This is a genomic window from uncultured Tateyamaria sp. (genome assembly GCF_947503705.1).
In the GTDB taxonomy this organism is placed as follows: Bacteria; Pseudomonadota; Alphaproteobacteria; order Rhodobacterales; family Rhodobacteraceae; genus Tateyamaria.
In genome coordinates this window covers 342,791-362,988 of record NZ_CANNES010000001.1, presented here as the reverse complement: position 1 = coordinate 362,988, position 20,198 = coordinate 342,791, and the positions used below count along the sequence as shown (strand labels likewise).

Below are 20,198 nucleotides of genomic sequence, written 5' to 3'. Positions count from 1 at the left end.
ATAAACCGGCGATTGTCTTTGATCAGCCGGGATTCGTGTCTAACGTTGCAGAATTGTCTTGTCTGGCCACCGTATTAGCAACGGAACGGTTTTGGCTGCGCTGCATGGTTTGCACCAACAATTCCGGCGCAAGGCCTCCAAGTGTGGGGGTATTGCTGCCCTGATAGATTGCCAAACCGATTGTGTGGTCTCCTATCTGCCCTGCGCCACGCCAATAGACGCTCCTTGCATCTGCAATTGGCGGCGCGCCCTCTACCCGGATCATCGACAGGATCGGCGCATCGCGACGCTCCAGCACGGTTTCTGATCCTGCCCCTGCTTGGGCCGGCGTGATCGTTGCGCCGGCTCGCGTGGCGACAGATGTCGCGGTGATCACTGCCGCGGGCAGACCGGCACCGCCCTCGCCACCCAGCACATCGCAACGCGCCATGAGCGCAAAATTCTGGCGCAGGCTGCGTGGATCAACGCAGAACCCTGTGGGCGGCACAATTGTAACGGCCCCGCCCGCCAGTTCGGCAAAGCCAAGTGGGGCGGTTTGACCGGGCAGGTTCAGGTTCAAGTTGCTGAGGTCGTCGCAGCCTGCCAAGGCAAGACAGGCTGCAATCGCTAGACCCTTAGAGGTCCATGTAATCATGGCGCTCGGCCTTGGCGCCGGGATGCGTGACCGCCCCTTTGTAAGCGCCGCCTACAAGCTGCGCGTATTTCCAAAGCGCACCCGAGCCATAAAGCGTTTCGCGGGGACCTTCCCAGGCGGCTTTGCGCGCGGCCAGTTCCTCATCCGTGAGGGCGACGTTCAGGGACCCTTCGATGGCATTCAGCGTGATCACGTCACCATCTTTCAGCAGGGCAATGGGGCCGCCATGGGCCGCTTCTGGACCGACGTGACCCACGCAGAAGCCGCGCGTCGCGCCGGAGAAACGACCATCCGTGATCAAAGCCACCTTCTTGCCCATCCCTTGCCCCGAAAGGGCGGCCGTAGTGGCCAGCATTTCGCGCATGCCGGGACCGCCCGCAGGGCCTTCGTTGCGGATCACGAACACGTCGCCTTCCTCGTAGGTACGGTTTTGAACGGCCTCAAAAGCGTCCTGTTCGCATTCGAAAACACGGGCGGGGCCGGTGAAAATCTGATGCTGGGCTTCCATGCCCGCGACCTTCACGATGGCGCCTTCAGGAGCAAGATTGCCCTTGAGACCCACAACGCCGCCGGTCTTGGTGATGGGCGTTTCGACGGGATAGATGACTCGGCCATCTGCCTCTAAGGTGTTTTTGTCCAGCTCTTCGCCGATGGAATAGCCGGTGGCTGTCATGCAATCCTCATGGATCAGGCCCGCCTTGCGCAATTCCTTCATCACGACGGGAACGCCGCCCACTTCGTACATGTCCTTGGCGACATAGGCCCCACCGGGCTTGAGGTCGACAAAGTAAGGCGTGTCGCGGAAAATCTCGCAAACGTCTTCGAGGAAGAAGTCGATGCCTGCCTCATGAGCCATGGCAGGCAGATGCAGACCCGCGTTGGTGGACCCACCTGTGCAGGCCACGATGCGCGCCGCGTTCTCGAATGCCTCACGGGTACAGATGTCGCGGGCGCGGATGTTTTTCTCGATCAGGTTCATGACCGCCGCGCCGGATGCCTTGGCATATTCATCACGGCTCTCATATGGCGCGGGGGCACCGGCAGAGTTGGGCAGAGCAAGGCCAATGGCCTCGGACACGCAAGCCATGGTGTTGGCGGTGAACTGGCCACCGCATGCACCCGCAGAGGGGCAGGCGACGCGTTCGAGGATCTCAAGCTCGGCCTCGGTCATCGTGCCGTTTTGCTGGTGACCCACGGCCTCGAACATGTCCTGAACAGTCAGGTCGCGATCTACATATTCGGCAGGGACTTTCGCACCGTCAGGGGCGCGACCGGGCAGGATCGACCCGCCATAAAGGAACACAGAAGGCACATTCAGGCGGATCATCGCCATCATCATACCGGGCAGGGATTTGTCACAGCCCGCCAAACCCACGATGGCGTCATAGCAGTGGCCGCGCATCGTCAGCTCGACCGTATCGGCAATCGCCTCGCGAGACGCGAGGGAGGAGCGCATACCCTCGTGGCCCATGGCGATGCCGTCAGTGACGGTGATTGTGGTAAATTCGCGAGGCGTGCCAGAAGCGGATTTGACGCCGACCTTGACCGACTGGGCCTGACGGTTCAGCGCGATGTTACAGGGGGCCGCCTCGTTCCAGCAGGTGGCGACGCCGACCAGTGGCTGGTGAATCTCTTCTTCGGTCATGCCCATGGCGTAGTAATAGGACCGGTGCGGCGCGCGCGCGGGCCCTTCGGTGACGTGACGGCTGGGCAATTTGGATTTGTCGAATTTGCCTGTGAGCATTGGGGCCTCCCGGATTTCAGCGTTGCGATCCGGAATACCCATTGCCCCCCCAACCTGCAAGCGCCAGACAGGTCTGCCTGCGGTTGTAATGGGGCATCACGGGCACTAGGTTGTCGAAACGGCGCGGGCCGGGTTGTGATTGCAGCCATTTACCGGCGGCCTTGCCGATCAGGACAGACCATGGATTCCAGCCTTTTCGCTTTCATCTGGAAGCATTCAAAGCGCGATCAGCTGATGCTGCTTGGGCTGACGCTTGTGACTTTCCCGTTCCTTTTTGTGACGCTGGAATTGCCCAAGCGGATCATCAATGATGCGATCGGTGCCGAAAGTGGCTCGATTGACGTCTTTGGTTTTGAGCTGACGCAGATTCAGTTTCTGCTCGCTTTGTGCTTTGGCTATCTGGGCTCTGTACTGGTGCATGGCCTGCTGAAAATGCGCCTGAATACGATGAAAGGGGTTACGGCCGAACGGCTCTTGCGGCGGTTCCGCTTTACCCTGATCTCGCGGATGTTGCGCTTTCCGCGCAACTATTTCCGCACGACCAGTCAGGGTGAACTGGTCAGCATGGTCACGTCAGAGGCCGAGCCAATGGGCGGACTGATGGGCGATATGGTGGCCCAGCCCGTGTTTCAGGCCGGTCAGATGCTGATCATCGTCTTTTTCCTGTTTCTGCAATCGGTGTGGTTCGGGTTGGCGGGGATCGCCCTGATCCCTCTGCAAGCGTGGATCATTCCGATGCTGCAACGCCGGATCAACTTGCTGAACAAGGCCCGGATCAAAGAGGTGCGCGCCTTTTCGTCAGAGATCGGCGAGAGCGCGGCTGGCATCTCTGATCTACGGACGAATGGCGGCCTGCGCTATCGCCTTGCCCAGTTTACCGATCGTTTGGGCCGCATCTTTGAACTGCGATTCAAAATCTACCAGCAGAAATTCTTTATGAAGTTTCTGAACAACTTCATCACACAACTCACGCCGTTCTTTTTCTATTCGGTGGGTGGTTATCTGGCGATCCGTGGCGACATCACCGTGGGTGCGCTGGTCGCGGCGCTGGCAGCCTACAAAGACCTGTCCAGCCCGTGGAAGGAGCTGCTGACCTATTACAATCAGACCCAGGACATGGCGCTGCGTTGGGAAATCGTGACCGAAAAATTCGGCCCGCGCGATATGATCGACGAAAAGCTGTTCGAAGGGATGCCAGACGAAGTGCCTCACCTGAGGGGCGACATCGTGCTGGACAATGTGACAGTGCGCAACGCCGACAACAATCCAGTGCTTGACCGGATCGACCTCACGATCCCGCAAGGCGCGCGCGTCGCCATCCAATCCAAGAACCAGTCCGAGCGGACGGCCCTGGCCGAGCTGTTGGCCCGCGAGGTTCTGCCGACGCGCGGCAAGGTCACTATGGCGGGGCACGACTTGTCGCAAATGCACCAGGCGGTTGTTTCAGCGCGGATCGGCTATGCGCATTCGCGGCCCTATCTTTTTGACGGGACGTTGGGCAGCAACCTGATGATGCCCTTGATGACCTCGCCCAAAGCGTTGGAGGCCGAGCGCGGCAAACGCGACCGCTTTGATTATGAGGCAAAACGGTCGGGCAACAGTCTGGATCGAATGGACGCCGATTGGATTGATCCGGGGCTTGCGGGCCTGGAATCGGTGGATGACATCCGCAAATGGTGGTTCTCGCTGGTTGAGGCGATGGGCATCGACGAATTCATGTTCCGCCGCATGCTGAACAGCCGCATTGATGCCACACGTCATCCTGAACTGGCCAAGGCGATCGTGGCATTGCGCCCCGAGGTCGAAAAACGGCTCGGCGAAACGGAATTGGCCGATGTTGTCTACCGCTTTGACCCGGATGAATTTAACCCCGCGGTGCCCTTGGGCGGTAACCTCTTGTTTGCCTCGCCTTCTCGCGAGATCAGCCAACAGGGCCTTGCCTCTGACCGGCGGTTTATCAATCTGGTGTTTGAACATGGGTTGGCCGAACAGGGCATCGCGATTTCGCAAACTCTGATCGAGACACTGCACCAGACCTTTGGGATGGATGGCACCAATCACCCGCTCTTTACCTCGCTCAACATCGAAGAAGAGATGTACGAGCAGTTGGTCGATATCTCGGCGCGCCGCCGGGAAAAAGGCGACGCGGCGCTGTCCGATGATGAATTCGCACTGCTGTTGACGGTACCTTTTGCCTTTACGGCGGAACAGATCGGGCCTGCCTTTCCTGACAGCTTCAAAAAGGAAATCGTCCAAATTCGCAAATCCAGTGCGGCCGCGCTGCGCGAACAAACAAACAGCTTTTTTGTGCCAATCACGCCCGACAATTACCTGCCACGTCTGACGGTCGTGGAAAATGCGCTCTATGGGCGGGTGTCGATGGTGGCAGGCTCCAAAGAAGATATGATCGAAGATCTGGTGGCTGACTTGGTGACGGAAAACGGCCTGCGGCGGTTGGTTGCCGAGACGATCTTTGACATTAGCACGGGACTGGGCGGGGCCAACCTGCCTACGATTTTCCACGAACGCGCGGCGTTTTCGCGTGCGGGCATCAAGCGACCCGATGTGTTGGTGCTGGACCGGGCCCTGGCCAGCCACGGGGCCGAACAGCGCCGCCGTACCCGCAGCGCGCTGCGTGAGTTGTTGCCTGACGCCACGCTGATCTTTCTCGAAGACAACTTTGAAAACCCTGACGCCTATGACTTGTTTGTCGAGATCAAGGACGGCCATATCGACGGTGTCACACGCAACGATGACGATACCGAAGAAGGCGACGACCTGAGCCGCAAACAGCGCGTGATTGCACGCACTGAATTGTTCTCAAAGCTCGACAGCCGTAACCAACGCCTGCTTGCTTTTGCCGCACAATGGTACACCGCCCAACCTGGCCAACGCATCTTTTCGATGGAGGAAAAGGCCGATGCGGCCTATTTGTGCGTCTCTGGCAAATCAGTGCTGAGCTACGATTCCGAAGATGGTCAGGATCGCGCGGTTACAACGGTGGAGCCCGGGCGGTTGATCGGTGACCTTTCGATTATCCTGGACGAGCCGCGCCAGCTGCATTTGACCGCAACCACCGAAACCCAGTTCCTGCGGATCGGGGCCAAGGAATTCCGATCGGTTCTGGAAAACGACCCGACCGTGCTGATGAGCTTGCTGCAAACCGTGGCGAGCCATCTCACCGGAGCGGCCGAATTGCTGCGCCGGTCCAATATCCAGATTCCGCAAGACGAGGGCCCGCCACAGCCACCGCTGGACGCATGATGCGTTGGTCGATGAACTACCGTCCACACGAGGCGCTTGTTGCCCCGGCGCGGGCTTACCCCCAACTGTGGCGGCTGGTTTTGGGCATCGTGCTGGCTGCTGGAATTTTCCTGGTCCTGACGCAGGTACTGTTCGGAACGCTCTTTGGCTTGATGCAGCCTGATACCGCTCGGGCGCTGGCACGGGGCGCCCGCGACGGGCAGACGGCGGGCGGGATGTTGATCCTTCTGGGTCAGTTGGGCCTTCTGGCGGTGTCGGCGGGAATAGTCTGTGTGATGGTGCACAAGCGACAGCCCTTGACGCTGATCGGCCCATTTGGCCGTGCCGTGCGGCAATTCGTGGCTGTCGGGCTTGCGATGATCGTGCTGCTGATCGCGCTTGGGCTCTTGCCCCCTTACGACATGGGCGAACCGATGCGCCAGAACATGACGTTTGGGTCGTGGCTTCTGTTGTTGCCCTTTGCATTGTTGGCTGTGCTGATCCAGTCCGGTGCCGAAGAGATATTTTTTCGCGGCTATATCCAACAGCAATTGGCAGCCCGGTTCAACGCACCGATCATCTGGATGGTGGTGCCTGCAGTGTTGTTTGGACTGGCCCATTACAACCCGGGCAGTGCGGGGAGCAACGCGGTAACGATTGCGGCCTTGGCCACTGTGTTCGGTCTTTTGATGGCGGACCTGACGGCGCGGGCCGGCACACTGGGCCCGGCGATGGCGATCCACTTTTTCAACAACGTGTCGGCCATTGTCGTGATCAGCACCCCGGACATGATGTCGGGCCTGGCCCTTTACGTTACACCATTTGGACTTGGAGACGAGGCAGAGATGGCGCAATGGTTGCCGGTCAGCCTTGGTTTCATGGTGGTCAGTTGGCTGGCGGCGCGCCTCGCGATCCGCGCCTGATTGCATTTGTGGTGCCGGCGGATTATCTGGGCACAAGAACGCGCAGCAGGAAGACCCCATGAACTGGATCACCAACTATGTCCGGCCTCGGATCAACTCGATCTTTTCGCGCCGCGAAACGCCGGACAATCTGTGGACCAAATGTGATGAATGCGGCACGATGCTGTTTCACCGCGAGCTAAGCGATAACCTGAACGTCTGCACCAACTGCGATCATCACATGGCGATCACGCCGCGGGATCGCTTTACGGCTTTGTTTGACGGCGGGGTGTTCACTCAAGTTGCCGTGCCTGCACCCGTGGCCGATCCGCTTCAATTTCGTGACCAGAAACGATATCCTGATCGCATGCGCGCGGCCCAGAAGGCCACGGGCGAGGATGAGGCGATGTTGGTCGCCACAGGAGAGATCGGGCGCACGCCCATCGTGGCTGCGGCCCAGGACTTCAGCTTTATGGCCGGTTCCATGGGTATGTATGTGGGCAATGCCATCATTGCGGCGGCCCAAGAAGCGGTGAAGTTGAAGCGCCCTCTGGTGCTGTTTTCGGCCGCTGGCGGTGCGCGGATGCAAGAGGGCATTCTAAGCTTGATGCAGATGCCCCGCACCACCGTGGCGGTGCAAATGCTTAAAGAGGCGAACCTGCCTTACATCGTCGTGCTGACCCACCCCACGACAGGGGGCGTCACTGCATCCTATGCGATGCTGGGCGACGTGCATATCGCCGAGCCCAACGCGCTCATCTGCTTTGCAGGGCCACGCGTCATCGAACAGACGATCAGAGAAAAGCTGCCCGAAGGGTTCCAGCGGGCCGAATACCTGCTTGATCACGGGATGCTGGACCGGGTGACAAACCGAACCGAGATGCGGGACGAGTTGATCGGCATCATCCGCATGCTGATGGGCCTGCCCCCTGCGGTCAAAGGCGACCTGCCCGCCCCTGATCCGGTGGCCGATGCGCCAACGGACGTGCCGGGCAAACCCCAGGAATGACGTCGGCGACCTCGGACGTCATCCTGTCACGGATGATGGCGCTGCACCCCAAGGTGATTGATCTGACGCTGGACCGGGTGTGGCGATTGCTGGATGCTTTGGGCAATCCTCAGAACGACCTGCCGCCTGTGATCCACATCGCGGGCACCAATGGTAAAGGATCAACCCAGGCCATGATCCGCGCGGGACTAGAGGCGGCGGGGCACAGTGTCCATGCCTATACCTCGCCGCACCTTGCACGCTTTCACGAACGGATCAGGTTGGCCGGAGAGCTGATTTCAGAGCCGGACCTGACCGCCTATCTGGACGAATGCTATGCCGCCAATGGCGGCGGTGACATCACCTATTTCGAGATTACGACCTGCGCCGCGATCCTCGCCTTTGCCCGGACGCCCGCGGATTATACTCTGCTCGAGGTCGGCCTGGGAGGGCGGCTTGACGCAACCAATGTGGTCGATACCCCCGCGCTGACGATTATCACGCCTGTCTCGATGGATCACGAGGCGTTTCTGGGCAACACCATTTCGGCCATTGCCGGCGAAAAGGCCGGGATCATCAAGCGGCGCGTTCCCTGCATCGTCGGCCCGCAGGATGAAGCGGGTTTGGATGTGATCGAGGCGCAAGCCGCCAGACATGGCGCGCCCCTTCTGGCTTATGGTCAACACTGGCACGCCAGCCCGGAACGTGACGGGATGATCTATCAGGACGAGGCGGGCCTGTTGGACCTGCCACGTCCGGCCTTGCCCGGAGACCACCAGATCCAGAATGCAGGCATGGCGCTTGCGGCCCTGAGGCATTTGGGTTGTGACGAGGCGGCTTGCGCGGCGGCAGTGACGAAGGCGGTCTGGCCCGCGCGGATGCAACGGTTGCGCAGCGGGCCCTTGGCTGAAATGGCGGCGCAATCGGGGGCCGAGCTCTGGTTGGATGGGGGGCACAACCCAGCCGCCGGGGCGGCCCTGGCTTCTGTACTGCATAGCTTGCCCAAACGCCCTGTGCACATGATTTGCGGCATGCTGAACACCAAGGATGCGCGCGGTTACTTTGCGCCGCTGGCCGATGTGGCAACCAGCTTGACCGGCATTTCGATCCCTGGCGAGGCTAACACTCTTTCTGCCTCAGATACGGCGGAAGCGGCGCGAGACGTTGGCATTGCGGCGTCAGAAGGCGCAGATGTGACCCAAGCGCTTGCCGCCATTCTGGCCAAAGACCCGCAAGCGCGTGTGCTGATTTGCGGATCGCTCTACCTTGCCGGCGCAGTTCTGCGCGAAAATGGTTAGGAAGCGGGCAAAACTGAAGCATCAACTGCACCTTATATTGACGGTTTCGCCTGAAATAAGCTATATTTTGTTGTACTAAGCACCAATAGGCGTCCAGCGCGCCGCAAGGTGTAGCTTTGGGGGAAGCGGTATGGACAGGCGCGAGGATGGCGCGCCCGGCGATGGGCAAATAGATGGGTCATACGCGCCTGACCCCTCTGCCAATTTCAAGATGTTGTTGATTGCAGCAGCGTTTCTGATGGTGACCATCGGCCTCGTCTTGCTACAGCCGGGCCAAGAGCCTGACGTGGACGTGGCAGACCCAATTGCGCCGCTGCTGAGCGATCCTGCTCCTGACGCGACCGAAGTGACACGCGCCGATGCGTCGCTGCTTGATCTAGACGGATTGTCGGCTTCCGAGGCGGTTAGTCGCCAATTGCGCCAACCGATCCGGTTGACCGAAACAGGCGTTAAGCACCGCGATTTGCGCACCTTGACCGCGGATGTGTTGCAAGGGTTCGGCCATACGGTTCATGACGGTGACCCGCTGCATGCGCTGCTGGTTCAGGCCCTGACCGAGGGGCAATCGAACGCCTATATCGACGCGCTGTTGAACACGGCGCTAGCGCGTGGGGATTTCAAGCTGCCCACACAGTTGCGCCTGACCTCTGGCCGTCTCAACACGCCCGCATTGCTTGCCGCTTTGGTCCGGCAGTCGCGCAGCTAGGCCGCCCAATCGTCGCTTTGCATTTCGCGCAGCCGTGATGCGGTGCGTTCAAATTCAAAGGTGCCTTCCCCTTCAAGATACAGCATCTCGGGCTTTGCCGCCGCCGAACAGATCAGCCGCACATGCGCCTCATAAAGCGCGTCGATCAAGGTAACGAACCGCTTGGCCTCGTTGAAGTTGCTGCGCGAAAGGGTCGGAATATCGTCGATCATCAGCACTTTGCAGGCGTCGGCAATGGCCAGAAAATCGGCAGGACCCAAAGGCTTGGCGCACAGGTCAAAGAAATTTGCACGCCCCACGCCGCTGCGAAATTGCGGGATCGTGACGGTGCGCCCGTTCACGGTCAGGTCCAGCGGCTCGGCGCTGCCCCCTGTAAAGTCGGCCCAGACCGCATCCATCTGCACACGCGCATCAGAGCCAAGAGGCGTAAAATAGGTCGGGCTGCCAGACAGGCGGTCTTGGCGATAATCGGTGGATGAGGCGAGCTCCCATACCACCATTCGTTCCTTGAGCAATTCGATAAAGGGGACGAAAAGCTGGCGGTTCAAGCCATCCTTATACAATTCATCAGGCACCCGGTTTGAGGTCGTCACAACGACCACGCCTGCCGCAAAAAGCGCTTCGAACAACCGGCCCACGATCATGGCATCGGTGATGTCGGTGATTTGCATTTCGTCAAAGGCCAACAACCGGACAGAGGCGGCCACATCGGCGGCCACGGGCGCAATCGCATCATCGACACCGCGTTTGCGGGCAATGTGCATGGCCGCGTGAATTTCCTGCATGAAAGCATGAAAATGGACGCGGCGGGCGGGAACGGTGACGTGGCTGACAAAGAAATCCATCAACATGGATTTGCCGCGCCCCACGCCGCCCCAAAGGTAAAGCCCACGAATAGGCTCTGGCGCCTTGCGGAAAAAACCACGCTTGACGGGAACGGCCAAGGCACTGCGAATACGCTCGAATTCCGGCAAGGCCGCCAGTTGGGCGTCATCGGTTGTCAGCGTGCCAGCTTCGACCAGCGCCTGATATTCTGTCAGTAAATCCGTCATCTTTTCCCGTGGTAGCCCGCCGCGCGGCCCGAGAAAAGCCATCACGGTTCAGCTTTTGTGATGCGCGCGCAAGAATTGCTGATTTGACGCATGGGCGTGGCTTTGTACTGTCGCCGAACCAAACCGGAGAACCGTCATGCAAAGCCGCGCGCCCTTGTTCACTCCCGTCCTGATTGTGGGCTGCGTGATCATCATCATCAGCTTTGCGGTCCGCTCTACATTTGGGGTGTTTCAGATCCCGATTGCAGAAGAATTTGGCTGGGCGCGCGCCGAGTTTTCCATGGCCATCGCCATTCAGAACCTCGCCTGGGGCATCGGCCAACCCATTTTCGGGGCGATTGCGGAAAAGATCGGAGATCGCAAGGCCATCGTCATGGGCGGATTGATGTATGCGGTTGGGTTGGTTCTGTCCGCCTGGTCAACGACCCCGTTGGAACATCAACTTTATGCGTGGTTCGTGGGCTTTGGCGTGGCGGGCACCGGCTTTGGCGTGATCCTGGCCGTTGTGGGCCGTGCCTCCAGCGACGAGAACCGCTCTATGAGCCTTGCCATCGCCGCCGCTGCGGGTTCGGGGGGGCAGATATTTGGCCCGCCGATGGCCGAATGGTTGCTGAGCATGATGAATTGGTCCAGCGTCTTCATGATCTTTGCCGCGGCCATCCTGGCCGTACTGCTGACCCTGCCCATGATGCGCGTTCCGACACCCGCGACCCGCGCCGAACTGGAAGAAAGCATGGGTCAAATCCTGATCAAGGCTTTCAAGGACCCGTCTTATACCCTGATCTTTATCGGCTTTTTCTCTTGTGGCTATCAGGTCGCCTTTATCACCGCGCATTTCCCTGCGTTCGTTACAGAACTTTGCGGGCCGATCATGCCCGGTGGGATGCTGGACAATATGGGTATCTCGACAACCTCGGCCTTGGGGGCGGTAGCGATTTCGCTGATCGGTCTGGCAAATATCGCAGGCACCCTTCTCGCCGGTTGGGCGGGCAAGCGGTACTCGAAGAAATACCTTTTGGCGGGCATTTATACGGGCCGCACCATCATTGCCGCGCTCTTTATCATATTTCCGATCACACCCACGACCGTCATCATTTTCTCGGTTGCTATGGGGACGCTGTGGCTTGCCACGATCCCGCTGACCAGTGGCCTGGTCGCGCACATTTATGGGCTGCGCTATATGGGCACGCTTTATGGCATCGTATTTTTCAGCCACCAATTGGGCTCGTTCCTGGGTGTGTGGCTGGGCGGACGGATGTATGATGTTTATGGCGACTATACCCTTGTCTGGTGGATCGGGGTCGCCGTCGGCGCATTCAGCGCAGTCGTCCACTTGCCCATCCGGGAACGCCCCTTGGGCACGCCCGCACCAGCCTAGCTGCGGCTGGCGCGCAGGGCCTCAAGCACCTGATCGGTATGGGTATAGGTCACCCCGTGGCCTGCATCGGCAATCACCGCATGCCGGGCACTGGGGTTCCATTCGGCCAACACCTCGCGCGCAGCGAGCGGGATCACATCATCCTCTGCCCCCCAGATTGCAAGTACGGGGATGCCAGCGGCGGCCACCGCGCGATGCGCCTCTTCGGTCGTATCGCGCAACACGCCCCGCAGGCTGGACAATACGGCGGGAAAATAACCACGTTTGTCCGTCTCGGTCTGTTGCAAGGCTGTGATGCCCTCGACACTGCCGGGCAGGCCCGCCTCGGCGGCGATGCCTTTGCGCAAAAGACGTGGGTAAGTCATCAGGAACAGCCAATCGCCAAGGATCGGCGTGTCGCGGGCAAAGGTAGCAGCTTTGCCCATCACATGTTGCATTCCCGCAGGGGCAATGAGAACCAGCTGTTTCACCAGCCCGGGCCGGGCTGCGGCAAAGTGCGTGGCGACCGCGCCGCCCATGGAATAGCCAATGACGGTCAATGGCTCCTGGACCTTTTCATGGAGGAGCAGATCATCAATTTGTTGCAGGAAAAAGGCGGCGTCCTGTTTGCCTTTGATCCGTTCGGAATACCCGCGTCCGTAATGGTCATAGACCAGCACGCGAAAGCCCATCAGGGCGAGGCCCTTGGCCATACCGCGCCACACAAAAGAGGGCGTGGTCAACCCGTGAATGCACAAAGCGACAGGCCCGCGATTGGGCCCCAACCACTCGTAATGGGTTTGCCCCTGCGAGAGCAGGGCGAATTCGCCCGGGGCGGTTTTCAGGTACTTTTCGCTCAGCCCATCGCGCATCCATTCGATGGTGAAGGGCATCGCAATCAGGGCCGCAACAAGCAAAAGAACCCAAGTCACCGCGCTTGCCACCGATCCAGGATGTAGCGGCTGGTCATCAGGTCCAGATGCGCGCCACCACCGTTTTTGAACAAGGTGATGTCGTCTGGCGTGCGGGTAAAAGCGGGTAGGTCGTAGTAGTCGGCTTGCAGGTGGTCGCGGGTGATGGTCCCTGTTTCTAGTGGGATTTTGACCTCGCCAATATGGCCGACGGTGGTGTCAAAGCTGTCTACAAAAACCCGCGATTTGAGCAGGGCTGCATCGTCGACTTCTCGCATATCCGGGCGGTAAGCACCGATCAAGTCGATGTGCTGGCCGGGGCGGAGCCATTCGCCTTTGATCAGTGGATCGGTTGACATGGTCGCACTGGTGACGATGTCGGCGGCATGGACCGCGTCGGCCAGAGTGTCTGCCACTTGCATGCCCGGGAATTCGGTCGCCATCGCTTCGGCATTTGCGCGGGTCCGGTTCCAGATGGTGAAACCCGCACCGGGGAAGGCTGCCCGATAAGCATCATGCAAGGCGCGGCCCACGGTGCCTGCGCCCACGATCAGAATGGATTTGCTGTCCGGCCGCGCCAGACGCCGCGCCGCCAACAGGCTGTCGCCTGCCGTTTTCCACTTGGTCACCAAATGAAAGTCGATGATGGCGGCCAGCGTCCCGTCCGCATCAGAATACAGGTTCACGCCTCCGTTGATCATTGGCGCACCCTTACCGGGGTTCCCCGGAAACACTGTGGCGGTCTTCACGGCCATGCCCAGCCCATTGATCCAGGCCGCACGCGACAACAGCGTGTCAGGATCGCGGTAGAGGAATGTATCGCCAATCTCTGCCTTTGGCAGGTCGTGACCCGCCGCCAAAGCATCGGTCAAGCCGATCCAATCCAGTAGGGCCTCGCCCTCGGCAAAGGGGATATACGGGACAGACGTCATGCCGCCTCGTCTTTGGTCAGCAGCCCTTCGGCGACGAGGCGGTCGGCCCAGCCTTGGGGTTCTTCAAACAGATGGGTGTGCCAGCCCCGGACCTCTGCCGCGGCGATGTTGTCCGCCCGGTCATCGGCAAAAATCAGGTCGCCGCCGGACAGGCCGCTGGCCTCCTCCAGCATCTGATAGATGGTTGGATCAGGCTTGATCACCGCCATATGACCCGAGATGAAATCGCGGTCGAACTGACGCAAAAAAGGATAGTGCGTCGCGGCGAAGTCATAGCTTTGGATACCAAAGTTGGTGAGGGAAAAGACCGGCATGCCCTTGGCTTGCAAGGCTCCCATCAGACGGACGGAATGATCGATCACAGGGCTCGCCATCTCGATCCAGCGGTCGTGCCACATGCGGATTTCGCTGCGCCAGTCGGGATACTCCTCGGCGGTGGCATAGATGGTGTCGGTGAAATGGTGACCCATATCGACCTTGTCATTCATGCCATGCAGGTCAACAGCCTCGAACATGGCGCGGCGGCGGTCCGCGCCGATAACGCTGTCAAAGAACCGCTCGGGCTGCCATTCGATCAGAACGTTTCCGATATCGAAAACGACGGCTTTGATAGTCATGATTTGGCTGCCCTCAATTCGCGTTCCAATGCGTCCAGAAAACGCGATCTGTCTGCTTTGGTAAAGCCTTTGCCACCGCCTTGGCGAAACGGGTCGGCGGCGCGTAAGTCTGTCATCAGGTCTCGGGTGGCTAGCACATTGCCGATATTGGCCGCGGTCAGTGCCTCGCCATTGTGTTTCAGAACGCGCGCTCCGGCCTCGACGCATTTGGCGGCCAGGGGGATGTCGCCGGTGATGACGACATCGCCGGGGCCTGCGCGCTCGGCAATCCACATATCTGCCACGTCCGGGCCATCTGGCACGATCACCGTCTCGACCAGCGGGTTTTGCGACAAGCGCAGCCCCCCGTTCGAAACGACTTTCATGGGCACCTTATGGCGGGTCGCCACCTTCTCCGCCTCGGCTTTGACGGGGCAGGCGTCGGCATCCACGTAAAGGGTGGTCACGCCCAAAGCGCCTCTGCATGGAAGTTCACGTGATCCTCCATGAAAGTCGAGACAAAGAAATAGCTATGATCGTATCCGGGCTGCATCCGGAACGTCATTTGCTGTCGCCGGGCGGCGGCGGCCTCGGCCAGCGCTTCGGGCTTCAGAAGATCAAGGAATTGGTCCTTGGTTCCAGTGTCGATCAGCATTGGCCCCTCAAACCCGTTTTTCCGCATCAAGAGCGTGGCATCGTGAGGGGACCAGGTGTCTTCATTGTTCCCCAAGTATGCATTGAACTGCTTGCGCCCCCAATCGCTGGCGGTCGGATTGACGATGGGCGAAAAGGCAGAGACGGAGCGGTAGCGCTCTGGCAAACTCATCGCCATGGTCAGTGCACCGTGCCCGCCCATGGAGTGGCCTGTAATCCCTTGGCGGTCCATATCAACGGCAAAGCTGTTTCCCAGCACCTCCGGCAGTTCAGCCGTCACGTAGTCCCACATGCGGTAATGCGCGGCCCAAGGCTCCTCCGTGGCGTTCAGGTAGAACCCCGCCCCTTTGCCGAGATCATAGGCATCATCATCGGCCACAGCGTCGCCGCGCGGAGAGGTGTCGGGAAAGACAAGTGCGATGCCTTGCTCGGCGGCCCAGGCCTGCGCGCCCGCTTTGGTCATCGCGTTTTCGTGGGTGCATGTCAGGCCTGACAGATACCACAGCAGAGGCACCGGCCCGTCGCGTGCCTCTTCGGGCAGGAACAGACCAAAGGTCATGTCGCAAGTGCAACTGGTCGAGGCATGGGTATAGACCCCTTGCGTACCGCCAAAGCAGGCGTTTTCGGATTGTGTTTGCATGGCGTAATCCTCCTGTTGGTTCATCGCTATCGGGCCTTTGGTCGTGCGGCAAGCGGTCGGAGCCTCCGGCGGGCATTTATTGGGAACGATGAAGGGCGTTCAACTGATCCATGCGATGACGGCCGTGAGGGTCACGATGCTTAGCGTGGTTGAGACGAGGATTGCGGCGGACACCCGTTGTGGGGCCACGCCGTAATGCTGCGCCAGCATATAAATGTTGCCCGCCACTGGCATTGCGGCGCAGGCAATGATCATCGCGGCCCCAAAGCTTTCTACATTGAAAATATAGATCGCGGACACAGCCACGAATGCCGGATGCAGCACCAGCTTGCAAAAGCTGAGCCAGCCCGCAATCTCCATTCGCTCCGCCGATTTTGAGGCCAGCGATGCGCCGATGGCGAAGAGGGCACCCGGCGTTGCCGCCCCGCCCAGAATGCTCAGAAAGTCGTTCATCGGGGTCGGAATGGGCAGTTTTAGGCCCGACCATGCCAGCCCGAGTGTCATGGCGACGATCATCGGGTTGCGCACCAGCCCGGACAGGATCGTCTTGATAATCGACAGGGACATGCGCCCATCGCGCCCAATCGTGATCAATATCACGATCAGGCTGGAAAAGACGATCAGATCAGTGGCCAATACCAGCATGACAGGGCCGATGGCTGCGGGCCCAAAAAGCAGCGCCAGCATAGGCAGACCCAAAAAGCCCGCATTGCCGATTACGGCGCATTGCGCCTCGACGGCTGTCGTTTCGATCCTAAGGCCGCGCAGCGCGCCCACCGCTGTCGCGATGCAATAGACCACGATTGTGCCGGACAAATAGGCCAGAACCAGCTGCGTGTCCCAGACTTCTGCCAATTCTAGATTGGCGGCAAAGCGGAAGATCATTGCCGACAGTGCAAAATAGAACACGAATTTGGTGAGGTAGGCGGTGGCCTCTTCGGTGAAAAACCGGGTGCGTCCCGCCCAGTAACCCAGGCCGATCAGTGCAAAGAAGGGGAGCGTTTTCAGAAGGATCGGCAGCATGCACCAGACTTAGCTGCGCACGCCGCCCAAGTCTATCCGCTGCCGATTAATACGCCTGCGGCAAAGACCAGCGCGCCGCCTACCACAACCTGCAGCGTGGCCCGCCAGAACGGCGTGTCCATATACTTGTTCTGAATCCAGGCGATGGCCCATAGTTCAACAAAAACCACGGCGATGGCCGTGATTGTGGCCGTCCAAAAGTCAGGGATGAGGTAGGGTAAGGCGTGCCCCAACCCCCCTACGGTCGTCATAATGCCAGAGGCAAAGCCGCGTTTGATCGGTGATCCGCGCCCTGACAGTTCGCCATCGTCCGAGGCGGCCTCGGTAAAGCCCATCGAAATTCCGGCGCCGACTGACGCGGCGAGGCCGACCAAAAAGGTTGTCCACGTGTCCTGGGTGGCAAAGGCCACGGCAAAGATCGGGGCGAGGGTCGACACCGACCCATCCATGAGGCCCGCAAGACCCGGCTGCACCCAGGTCAGTATGAACTGTCGCTTGTCCTTGTCGTCCTCAGAGGTGCGCGTGGCCTCGTCCAAATGTTGATCTTCGAGCGCGTTTGCGGTTTTCTCATGCCCGGCCTCGGCGGCCGCTAGATCGCCCAGCAGTTTGCGCGTCGCCGCATCTGAGGTGCGGGCCGCGGCGCTGGTATAGAAATGGGCCGCCTCGCGTTCCATCGCTTCAGCTTCGGAGCGGATGCGATCAAGGCTGAGGTTTTCGACCAGCCAGACAGGACGACGGTTGTAATAGCCCGACACATGTTCGCGGCGGATGAGCGGGATTGTTTCGCCAAAGCGGTCTCTGTGCAGATCAATCAGTCGCTGGCGGTGCCCGTCTTCCTCGGTTGCCATACCATCGAAAATGGCAGCACTCGCCGGGAACTCTTCGCGCAAGGTTTCGGCATAGCCACGGTAGATGCGCGCGTCGTCCTCTTCGGACGAGATGGCCAGCGCCAGAATTTCCTGTTCAGAGAGGTCTTTGAACCGTTTGCGATTGAATGAGAAACGCATATGCGCCCCTTTGCTTATTTAGAATGATTCCAATCTATGATGGCGTGCATCGCGCGAGTTGCAAGCCGATCCGCCGATTTTTCTGTCGGAACTGAACGAAACGGTTTATATCCATTAGGCCGAAGACAGGAATACACATGAACGACGCCAGCCCCATCGTCCGCAAAGGCCGAAAATTTGACCAGGTTCTTGAGGGCGCGCGCGCGGTGTTCATGGTGGACGGGTTCGAGGGGGCAAGCGTCGATGATATCGCCAAACAGGCGGGCGTCAGCAAGGCGACGCTTTACAGTTATTTCCCCGACAAGCGGCTGCTGTTCATGGAGGTGGCCAATCTGGAATGCGCCCGCCAAAGCCAGGATGCCGTTGACAATATCGACATGAGCGCGCCGCCGCGTGACGTTTTGTGCCAGGCAGGACGGCATTTTTTGCGTTTTTTGACCTCAAAGTTTGGCCAGCAGGTGTTTCGCATCTGCGTGGCGGAATCGGATCGGTTTCCCGAGATCGGGCGTGCCTTTTACAAGTCCGGGCCTGAGCGGATGCGGGCCGAAATGCGGGAATACTTTACCGCCTCAATCGCCCGGGGCGAGCTGAAGATTGACGATCTGACCCTCGCGGCGGATCAGTTTGGCGAGCTGTGCAAGGCGGATATCTGGCCGCGCCTCATGTTTGGCGTGATTTCATCAGTGAGCGATGAGGATATCGAGCGGGTTGTTGAAGGTGCTGTCGAGACCTTTCTGGCCCGCTACGGCGTTTGAGTATTTATTGGAACAATGAAGGTGGGTCGACTCGTTCGGGCGACTCAGCGTATTCAGGGCTGGAACAAAATGTGAACTTTTTGCAATGTCCGACCGCCGAATCCTGTCCCTATGGTTTCCCCGATTGGGGGCTGAACGCCTGATCCGGCGGCGGCCTGCGCTGGCCGATCAGCCTTTGGCTGTGATTGAAGACCGTCAAAATATGCAAGTGGTGTCGTCCCTTAACGATGTGGCGCAGGGTTTGGGCCTGACGGTGGGTCAACCCGTGCGGGACGCCCATGCGATGTGTCCGGGGCTGATGACCTTTCCGCGCAGCACGGTGGCGGAGCAGCGGTTTCTTGAGACGTTGCAGCGCTGGGCGGGCAAGTTCAGCCCCTGGGTTGCGCCCGAGGACGGCGACGGGCTGGTGGTGGATCTGACGGGTTGCGCGCATCTGTTTGGCGGTGAGGGGCCGTTGATGCAGGTGGTTGAGGATGATTGCACCGATCTGGGGTTGAGTGTGTTGATGGGTCTGGCCGACACCCGCGGGGCAGCTTGGGCGCTGGCGCGTTATGCGGGGCGGGCCACGGGGTCGGACCGATCGGGTGATGCCATTGACCAAGAGGCGCGCGCGACCCGATCGCGGGCGGGCAAGCGGCGGCATTGGACCAAGGGTGGGGCCGCCCCGCCTGTGCGGGCAGGGCGCGCAGATGTGGTGCGGATCGCGCCACCCGGCCAGACATATACTGCACTGACGCCCCTTCCCATTGCGGCCCTGCGCCTTGATCCGGACACCAGTGCCCAACTGGCGCGGCTGGGGCTGCGCCGTGTGGGCGACCTGTTGGGTCAACCACGGGCGGGGCTGGCGCGGCGCTTTGGCCGGGGCCTTGTCCTGCGGTTGGATCAGGCAATGGGCAGCGCGCCCGAGCCGGTGTCGCCCGCCAAGGCGCCTGACCATTTTGCAGTGCGCATGACCCTGCCAGAGCCGATCGGCTTGACCCAAGACGTGATGGCGGGGGTGGATCGGTTACTACCTCGTCTGTGCAAAACGTTGGAGAACAAGGGAAAAGGCGCGCGCCACGTGACCCTCTACGCCCATCGCAGCGATCATTCCGTTGAGGTGGTCGAGGTGGGCCTAGCCCAGCCCAGCCATGATCCCAACCGCATTCGCCCCCTGCTGGAGATGAAGGTAGATAGTATCGACGCAGGCTTTGGTATTGACATGCTGCGCCTTGTCGCTGTGCAGGTCGAGCCGCTGTATGAAGCCCATGCGGTGGGACACCTGGAGGCAGGCGCCGCAGTGCAGGCCCGCCTGAACCAGGCCAATGCGCTGGATGATCTGGTGGGGCGGCTGGGCGCACGTGTGGGGCTGGAGGCGATCCGCCGCCTGCACCCGTCCGACAGCCATATTCCTGAAAAGTCTCATAAAGTCATGGCTGCTGCTTGGTCAAAACCGCATGATGGGGCGTGGCCTGCACCCAGCAACCCGCGCCCCTTGCTGATGTGGCACCCCGAGCCCGTGCACGCGCCTGCGACCCCGCGTCTGCCCGAAACTTTCCGCTGGCGGGGCCAGACTCTGACCCGCAAACGCGCCCTTGGGCCAGAACGGATCGCGCCGGAATGGTGGCTGGACGACCCCAATTGGCGCAGCGGCGTGCGCGACTATTGGGTCACAGACACCGGCTGTGGCCAGCGGCTGTGGCTGTTTTACGGCCATGGCGGGGCGATGTCGCCGGGGTGGTTTTGCCAGGGCAGTTTTGTCTGAGCGCGCAGCGTG

General features: G+C 60.2%; 18 protein-coding genes. 8 read left to right on the top strand and 10 right to left on the bottom strand.

The genetic code is table 11. The features are described 5' to 3' along the window. Positions 1 to 22 precede the first annotated feature (22 nt). Both Q1A44_RS01770 and ilvD read right to left on the bottom strand, forming a co-directional pair. Positions 23 to 634 carry a hypothetical protein gene (locus tag Q1A44_RS01770; protein ID WP_299618681.1) on the bottom strand — a complete coding sequence of 204 codons (612 nt, stop codon included), beginning with the start codon at positions 632 to 634 and terminating at the stop codon, positions 23 to 25. Continuing rightward, positions 615 to 2,378: a dihydroxy-acid dehydratase gene (gene ilvD / locus Q1A44_RS01765; protein ID WP_299618678.1), complete on the bottom strand. Its 1,764-nt coding sequence runs from the start codon at positions 2,376 to 2,378 to the stop codon at positions 615 to 617. Before ilvD ends, Q1A44_RS01770 begins: the two co-directional genes overlap by 20 nt. Positions 2,379 to 2,558: 180 nt before the next feature. Here ilvD and Q1A44_RS01760 point away from each other — a divergent pair, with 180 nt between their 5' ends. The 5 genes from Q1A44_RS01760 (at position 2,559) to Q1A44_RS01740 (ending at position 9,515) form a co-directional block, all read left to right on the top strand. Then, entirely contained in the window at positions 2,559 to 5,642 is a 3,084-nt protein-coding gene (locus Q1A44_RS01760) for an ABC transporter transmembrane domain-containing protein (protein WP_299618675.1), read from the top strand. Between the two features lie 11 nt (positions 5,643 to 5,653). Next, positions 5,654 to 6,544, top strand: a complete 891-nt coding sequence (locus tag Q1A44_RS01755) for a CPBP family intramembrane glutamic endopeptidase (protein WP_299618672.1) — start codon at positions 5,654 to 5,656, stop codon at positions 6,542 to 6,544. Positions 6,545 to 6,602: 58 nt separating this feature from the next. Then, positions 6,603 to 7,532: an acetyl-CoA carboxylase, carboxyltransferase subunit beta gene (accD, locus tag Q1A44_RS01750; RefSeq protein ID WP_299618669.1), complete on the top strand. Its 930-nt coding sequence runs from the start codon at positions 6,603 to 6,605 to the stop codon at positions 7,530 to 7,532. After that, complete coding sequence (locus Q1A44_RS01745) at positions 7,529 to 8,809, top strand: folylpolyglutamate synthase/dihydrofolate synthase family protein (protein WP_299618666.1); 1,281 nt, start codon at positions 7,529 to 7,531, stop codon at positions 8,807 to 8,809. Before accD ends, Q1A44_RS01745 begins: the two co-directional genes overlap by 4 nt. Positions 8,810 to 8,939: 130 nt before the next feature. After that, entirely contained in the window at positions 8,940 to 9,515 is a 576-nt protein-coding gene (locus Q1A44_RS01740; protein WP_299618663.1) for a hypothetical protein, read from the top strand. On the opposite strand, the gene zapE is transcribed toward Q1A44_RS01740, so the two are convergent. Next, entirely contained in the window at positions 9,512 to 10,567 is a 1,056-nt protein-coding gene (zapE, locus tag Q1A44_RS01735; RefSeq protein WP_299621315.1) for a cell division protein ZapE, read from the bottom strand. The two genes, Q1A44_RS01740 and zapE, sit on opposite strands and share 4 nt — an antisense overlap. Before the next feature lie 136 nt (positions 10,568 to 10,703). On the opposite strand from zapE, the gene Q1A44_RS01730 reads away from it, so the two are divergent. Then, positions 10,704 to 11,945: an MFS transporter gene (locus tag Q1A44_RS01730; RefSeq protein WP_299618659.1), complete on the top strand. Its 1,242-nt coding sequence runs from the start codon at positions 10,704 to 10,706 to the stop codon at positions 11,943 to 11,945. Here the strand turns inward: Q1A44_RS01730 and Q1A44_RS01725 are convergent. The 7 genes from Q1A44_RS01725 to mbfA form a co-directional block, all read right to left on the bottom strand. Next, positions 11,942 to 12,856 carry an alpha/beta hydrolase gene (locus tag Q1A44_RS01725; protein ID WP_299618656.1) on the bottom strand — a complete coding sequence of 305 codons (915 nt, stop codon included), beginning with the start codon at positions 12,854 to 12,856 and terminating at the stop codon, positions 11,942 to 11,944. The genes Q1A44_RS01730 and Q1A44_RS01725 overlap by 4 nt on opposite strands. Then, positions 12,853 to 13,767: an ornithine cyclodeaminase gene (locus Q1A44_RS01720; RefSeq protein ID WP_299618654.1), complete on the bottom strand. Its 915-nt coding sequence runs from the start codon at positions 13,765 to 13,767 to the stop codon at positions 12,853 to 12,855. Before Q1A44_RS01720 ends, Q1A44_RS01725 begins: the two co-directional genes overlap by 4 nt. After that, a complete protein-coding gene (locus Q1A44_RS01715; protein WP_299618652.1) occupies positions 13,764 to 14,384 on the bottom strand; it encodes an HAD family phosphatase in 621 nt (206 codons plus the stop codon). Before Q1A44_RS01715 ends, Q1A44_RS01720 begins: the two co-directional genes overlap by 4 nt. Further along, positions 14,381 to 14,830, bottom strand: coding sequence for a YaiI/YqxD family protein (locus Q1A44_RS01710; RefSeq protein WP_299618649.1), 450 nt, complete (start codon positions 14,828 to 14,830; stop codon positions 14,381 to 14,383). The genes Q1A44_RS01715 and Q1A44_RS01710 overlap by 4 nt, the downstream gene beginning before the upstream one ends. Next, positions 14,827 to 15,657 (bottom strand): S-formylglutathione hydrolase, encoded by an 831-nt coding sequence (gene fghA, locus Q1A44_RS01705; protein ID WP_299618646.1) that lies wholly within the window; start codon positions 15,655 to 15,657, stop codon positions 14,827 to 14,829. The genes Q1A44_RS01710 and fghA overlap by 4 nt, the downstream gene beginning before the upstream one ends. A 99-nt stretch (positions 15,658 to 15,756) precedes the next feature. After that, positions 15,757 to 16,680, bottom strand: coding sequence for an AEC family transporter (locus tag Q1A44_RS01700; protein ID WP_299618643.1), 924 nt, complete (start codon positions 16,678 to 16,680; stop codon positions 15,757 to 15,759). Between the two features lie 32 nt (positions 16,681 to 16,712). Continuing rightward, a complete protein-coding gene (gene mbfA / locus Q1A44_RS01695; protein ID WP_299618640.1) occupies positions 16,713 to 17,687 on the bottom strand; it encodes an iron exporter MbfA in 975 nt (324 codons plus the stop codon). Positions 17,688 to 17,824: 137 nt separating this feature from the next. On the opposite strand from mbfA, the gene Q1A44_RS01690 reads away from it, so the two are divergent. Further along, positions 17,825 to 18,442, top strand: a complete 618-nt coding sequence (locus Q1A44_RS01690; RefSeq protein WP_299618637.1) for a TetR/AcrR family transcriptional regulator — start codon at positions 17,825 to 17,827, stop codon at positions 18,440 to 18,442. A gap of 85 nt (positions 18,443 to 18,527) precedes the next feature. Next, a complete protein-coding gene (locus Q1A44_RS01685) occupies positions 18,528 to 20,186 on the top strand; it encodes a DNA polymerase Y family protein (RefSeq protein WP_299618634.1) in 1,659 nt (552 codons plus the stop codon). The last annotated feature ends 12 nt before the right edge of the window (positions 20,187 to 20,198 follow it).

What these genes read in the sequence shown, in the direction of transcription:
- Q1A44_RS01770 (WP_299618681.1), bottom strand. Translation starts at nt 634, where the DNA reads ATGATTACATGGACCTCTAAGGGTCTAGCGATTGCAGCCTGTCTTGCC.
- ilvD (WP_299618678.1), bottom strand. Translation starts at nt 2,378, where the DNA reads ATGCTCACAGGCAAATTCGACAAATCCAAATTGCCCAGCCGTCACGTC.
- Q1A44_RS01760 (WP_299618675.1), top strand. Translation starts at nt 2,559, where the DNA reads ATGGATTCCAGCCTTTTCGCTTTCATCTGGAAGCATTCAAAGCGCGAT.
- Q1A44_RS01755 (WP_299618672.1), top strand. Translation starts at nt 5,654, where the DNA reads ATGAACTACCGTCCACACGAGGCGCTTGTTGCCCCGGCGCGGGCTTAC.
- accD (WP_299618669.1), top strand. Translation starts at nt 6,603, where the DNA reads ATGAACTGGATCACCAACTATGTCCGGCCTCGGATCAACTCGATCTTT.
- Q1A44_RS01745 (WP_299618666.1), top strand. Translation starts at nt 7,529, where the DNA reads ATGACGTCGGCGACCTCGGACGTCATCCTGTCACGGATGATGGCGCTG.
- Q1A44_RS01740 (WP_299618663.1), top strand. Translation starts at nt 8,940, where the DNA reads ATGGACAGGCGCGAGGATGGCGCGCCCGGCGATGGGCAAATAGATGGG.
- zapE (WP_299621315.1), bottom strand. Translation starts at nt 10,567, where the DNA reads ATGACGGATTTACTGACAGAATATCAGGCGCTGGTCGAAGCTGGCACG.
- Q1A44_RS01730 (WP_299618659.1), top strand. Translation starts at nt 10,704, where the DNA reads ATGCAAAGCCGCGCGCCCTTGTTCACTCCCGTCCTGATTGTGGGCTGC.
- Q1A44_RS01720 (WP_299618654.1), bottom strand. Translation starts at nt 13,767, where the DNA reads ATGACGTCTGTCCCGTATATCCCCTTTGCCGAGGGCGAGGCCCTACTG.
- Q1A44_RS01715 (WP_299618652.1), bottom strand. Translation starts at nt 14,384, where the DNA reads ATGACTATCAAAGCCGTCGTTTTCGATATCGGAAACGTTCTGATCGAA.
- fghA (WP_299618646.1), bottom strand. Translation starts at nt 15,657, where the DNA reads ATGCAAACACAATCCGAAAACGCCTGCTTTGGCGGTACGCAAGGGGTC.
- Q1A44_RS01700 (WP_299618643.1), bottom strand. Translation starts at nt 16,680, where the DNA reads ATGCTGCCGATCCTTCTGAAAACGCTCCCCTTCTTTGCACTGATCGGC.
- mbfA (WP_299618640.1), bottom strand. Translation starts at nt 17,687, where the DNA reads ATGCGTTTCTCATTCAATCGCAAACGGTTCAAAGACCTCTCTGAACAG.
- Q1A44_RS01690 (WP_299618637.1), top strand. Translation starts at nt 17,825, where the DNA reads ATGAACGACGCCAGCCCCATCGTCCGCAAAGGCCGAAAATTTGACCAG.
- Q1A44_RS01685 (WP_299618634.1), top strand. Translation starts at nt 18,528, where the DNA reads ATGTCCGACCGCCGAATCCTGTCCCTATGGTTTCCCCGATTGGGGGCT.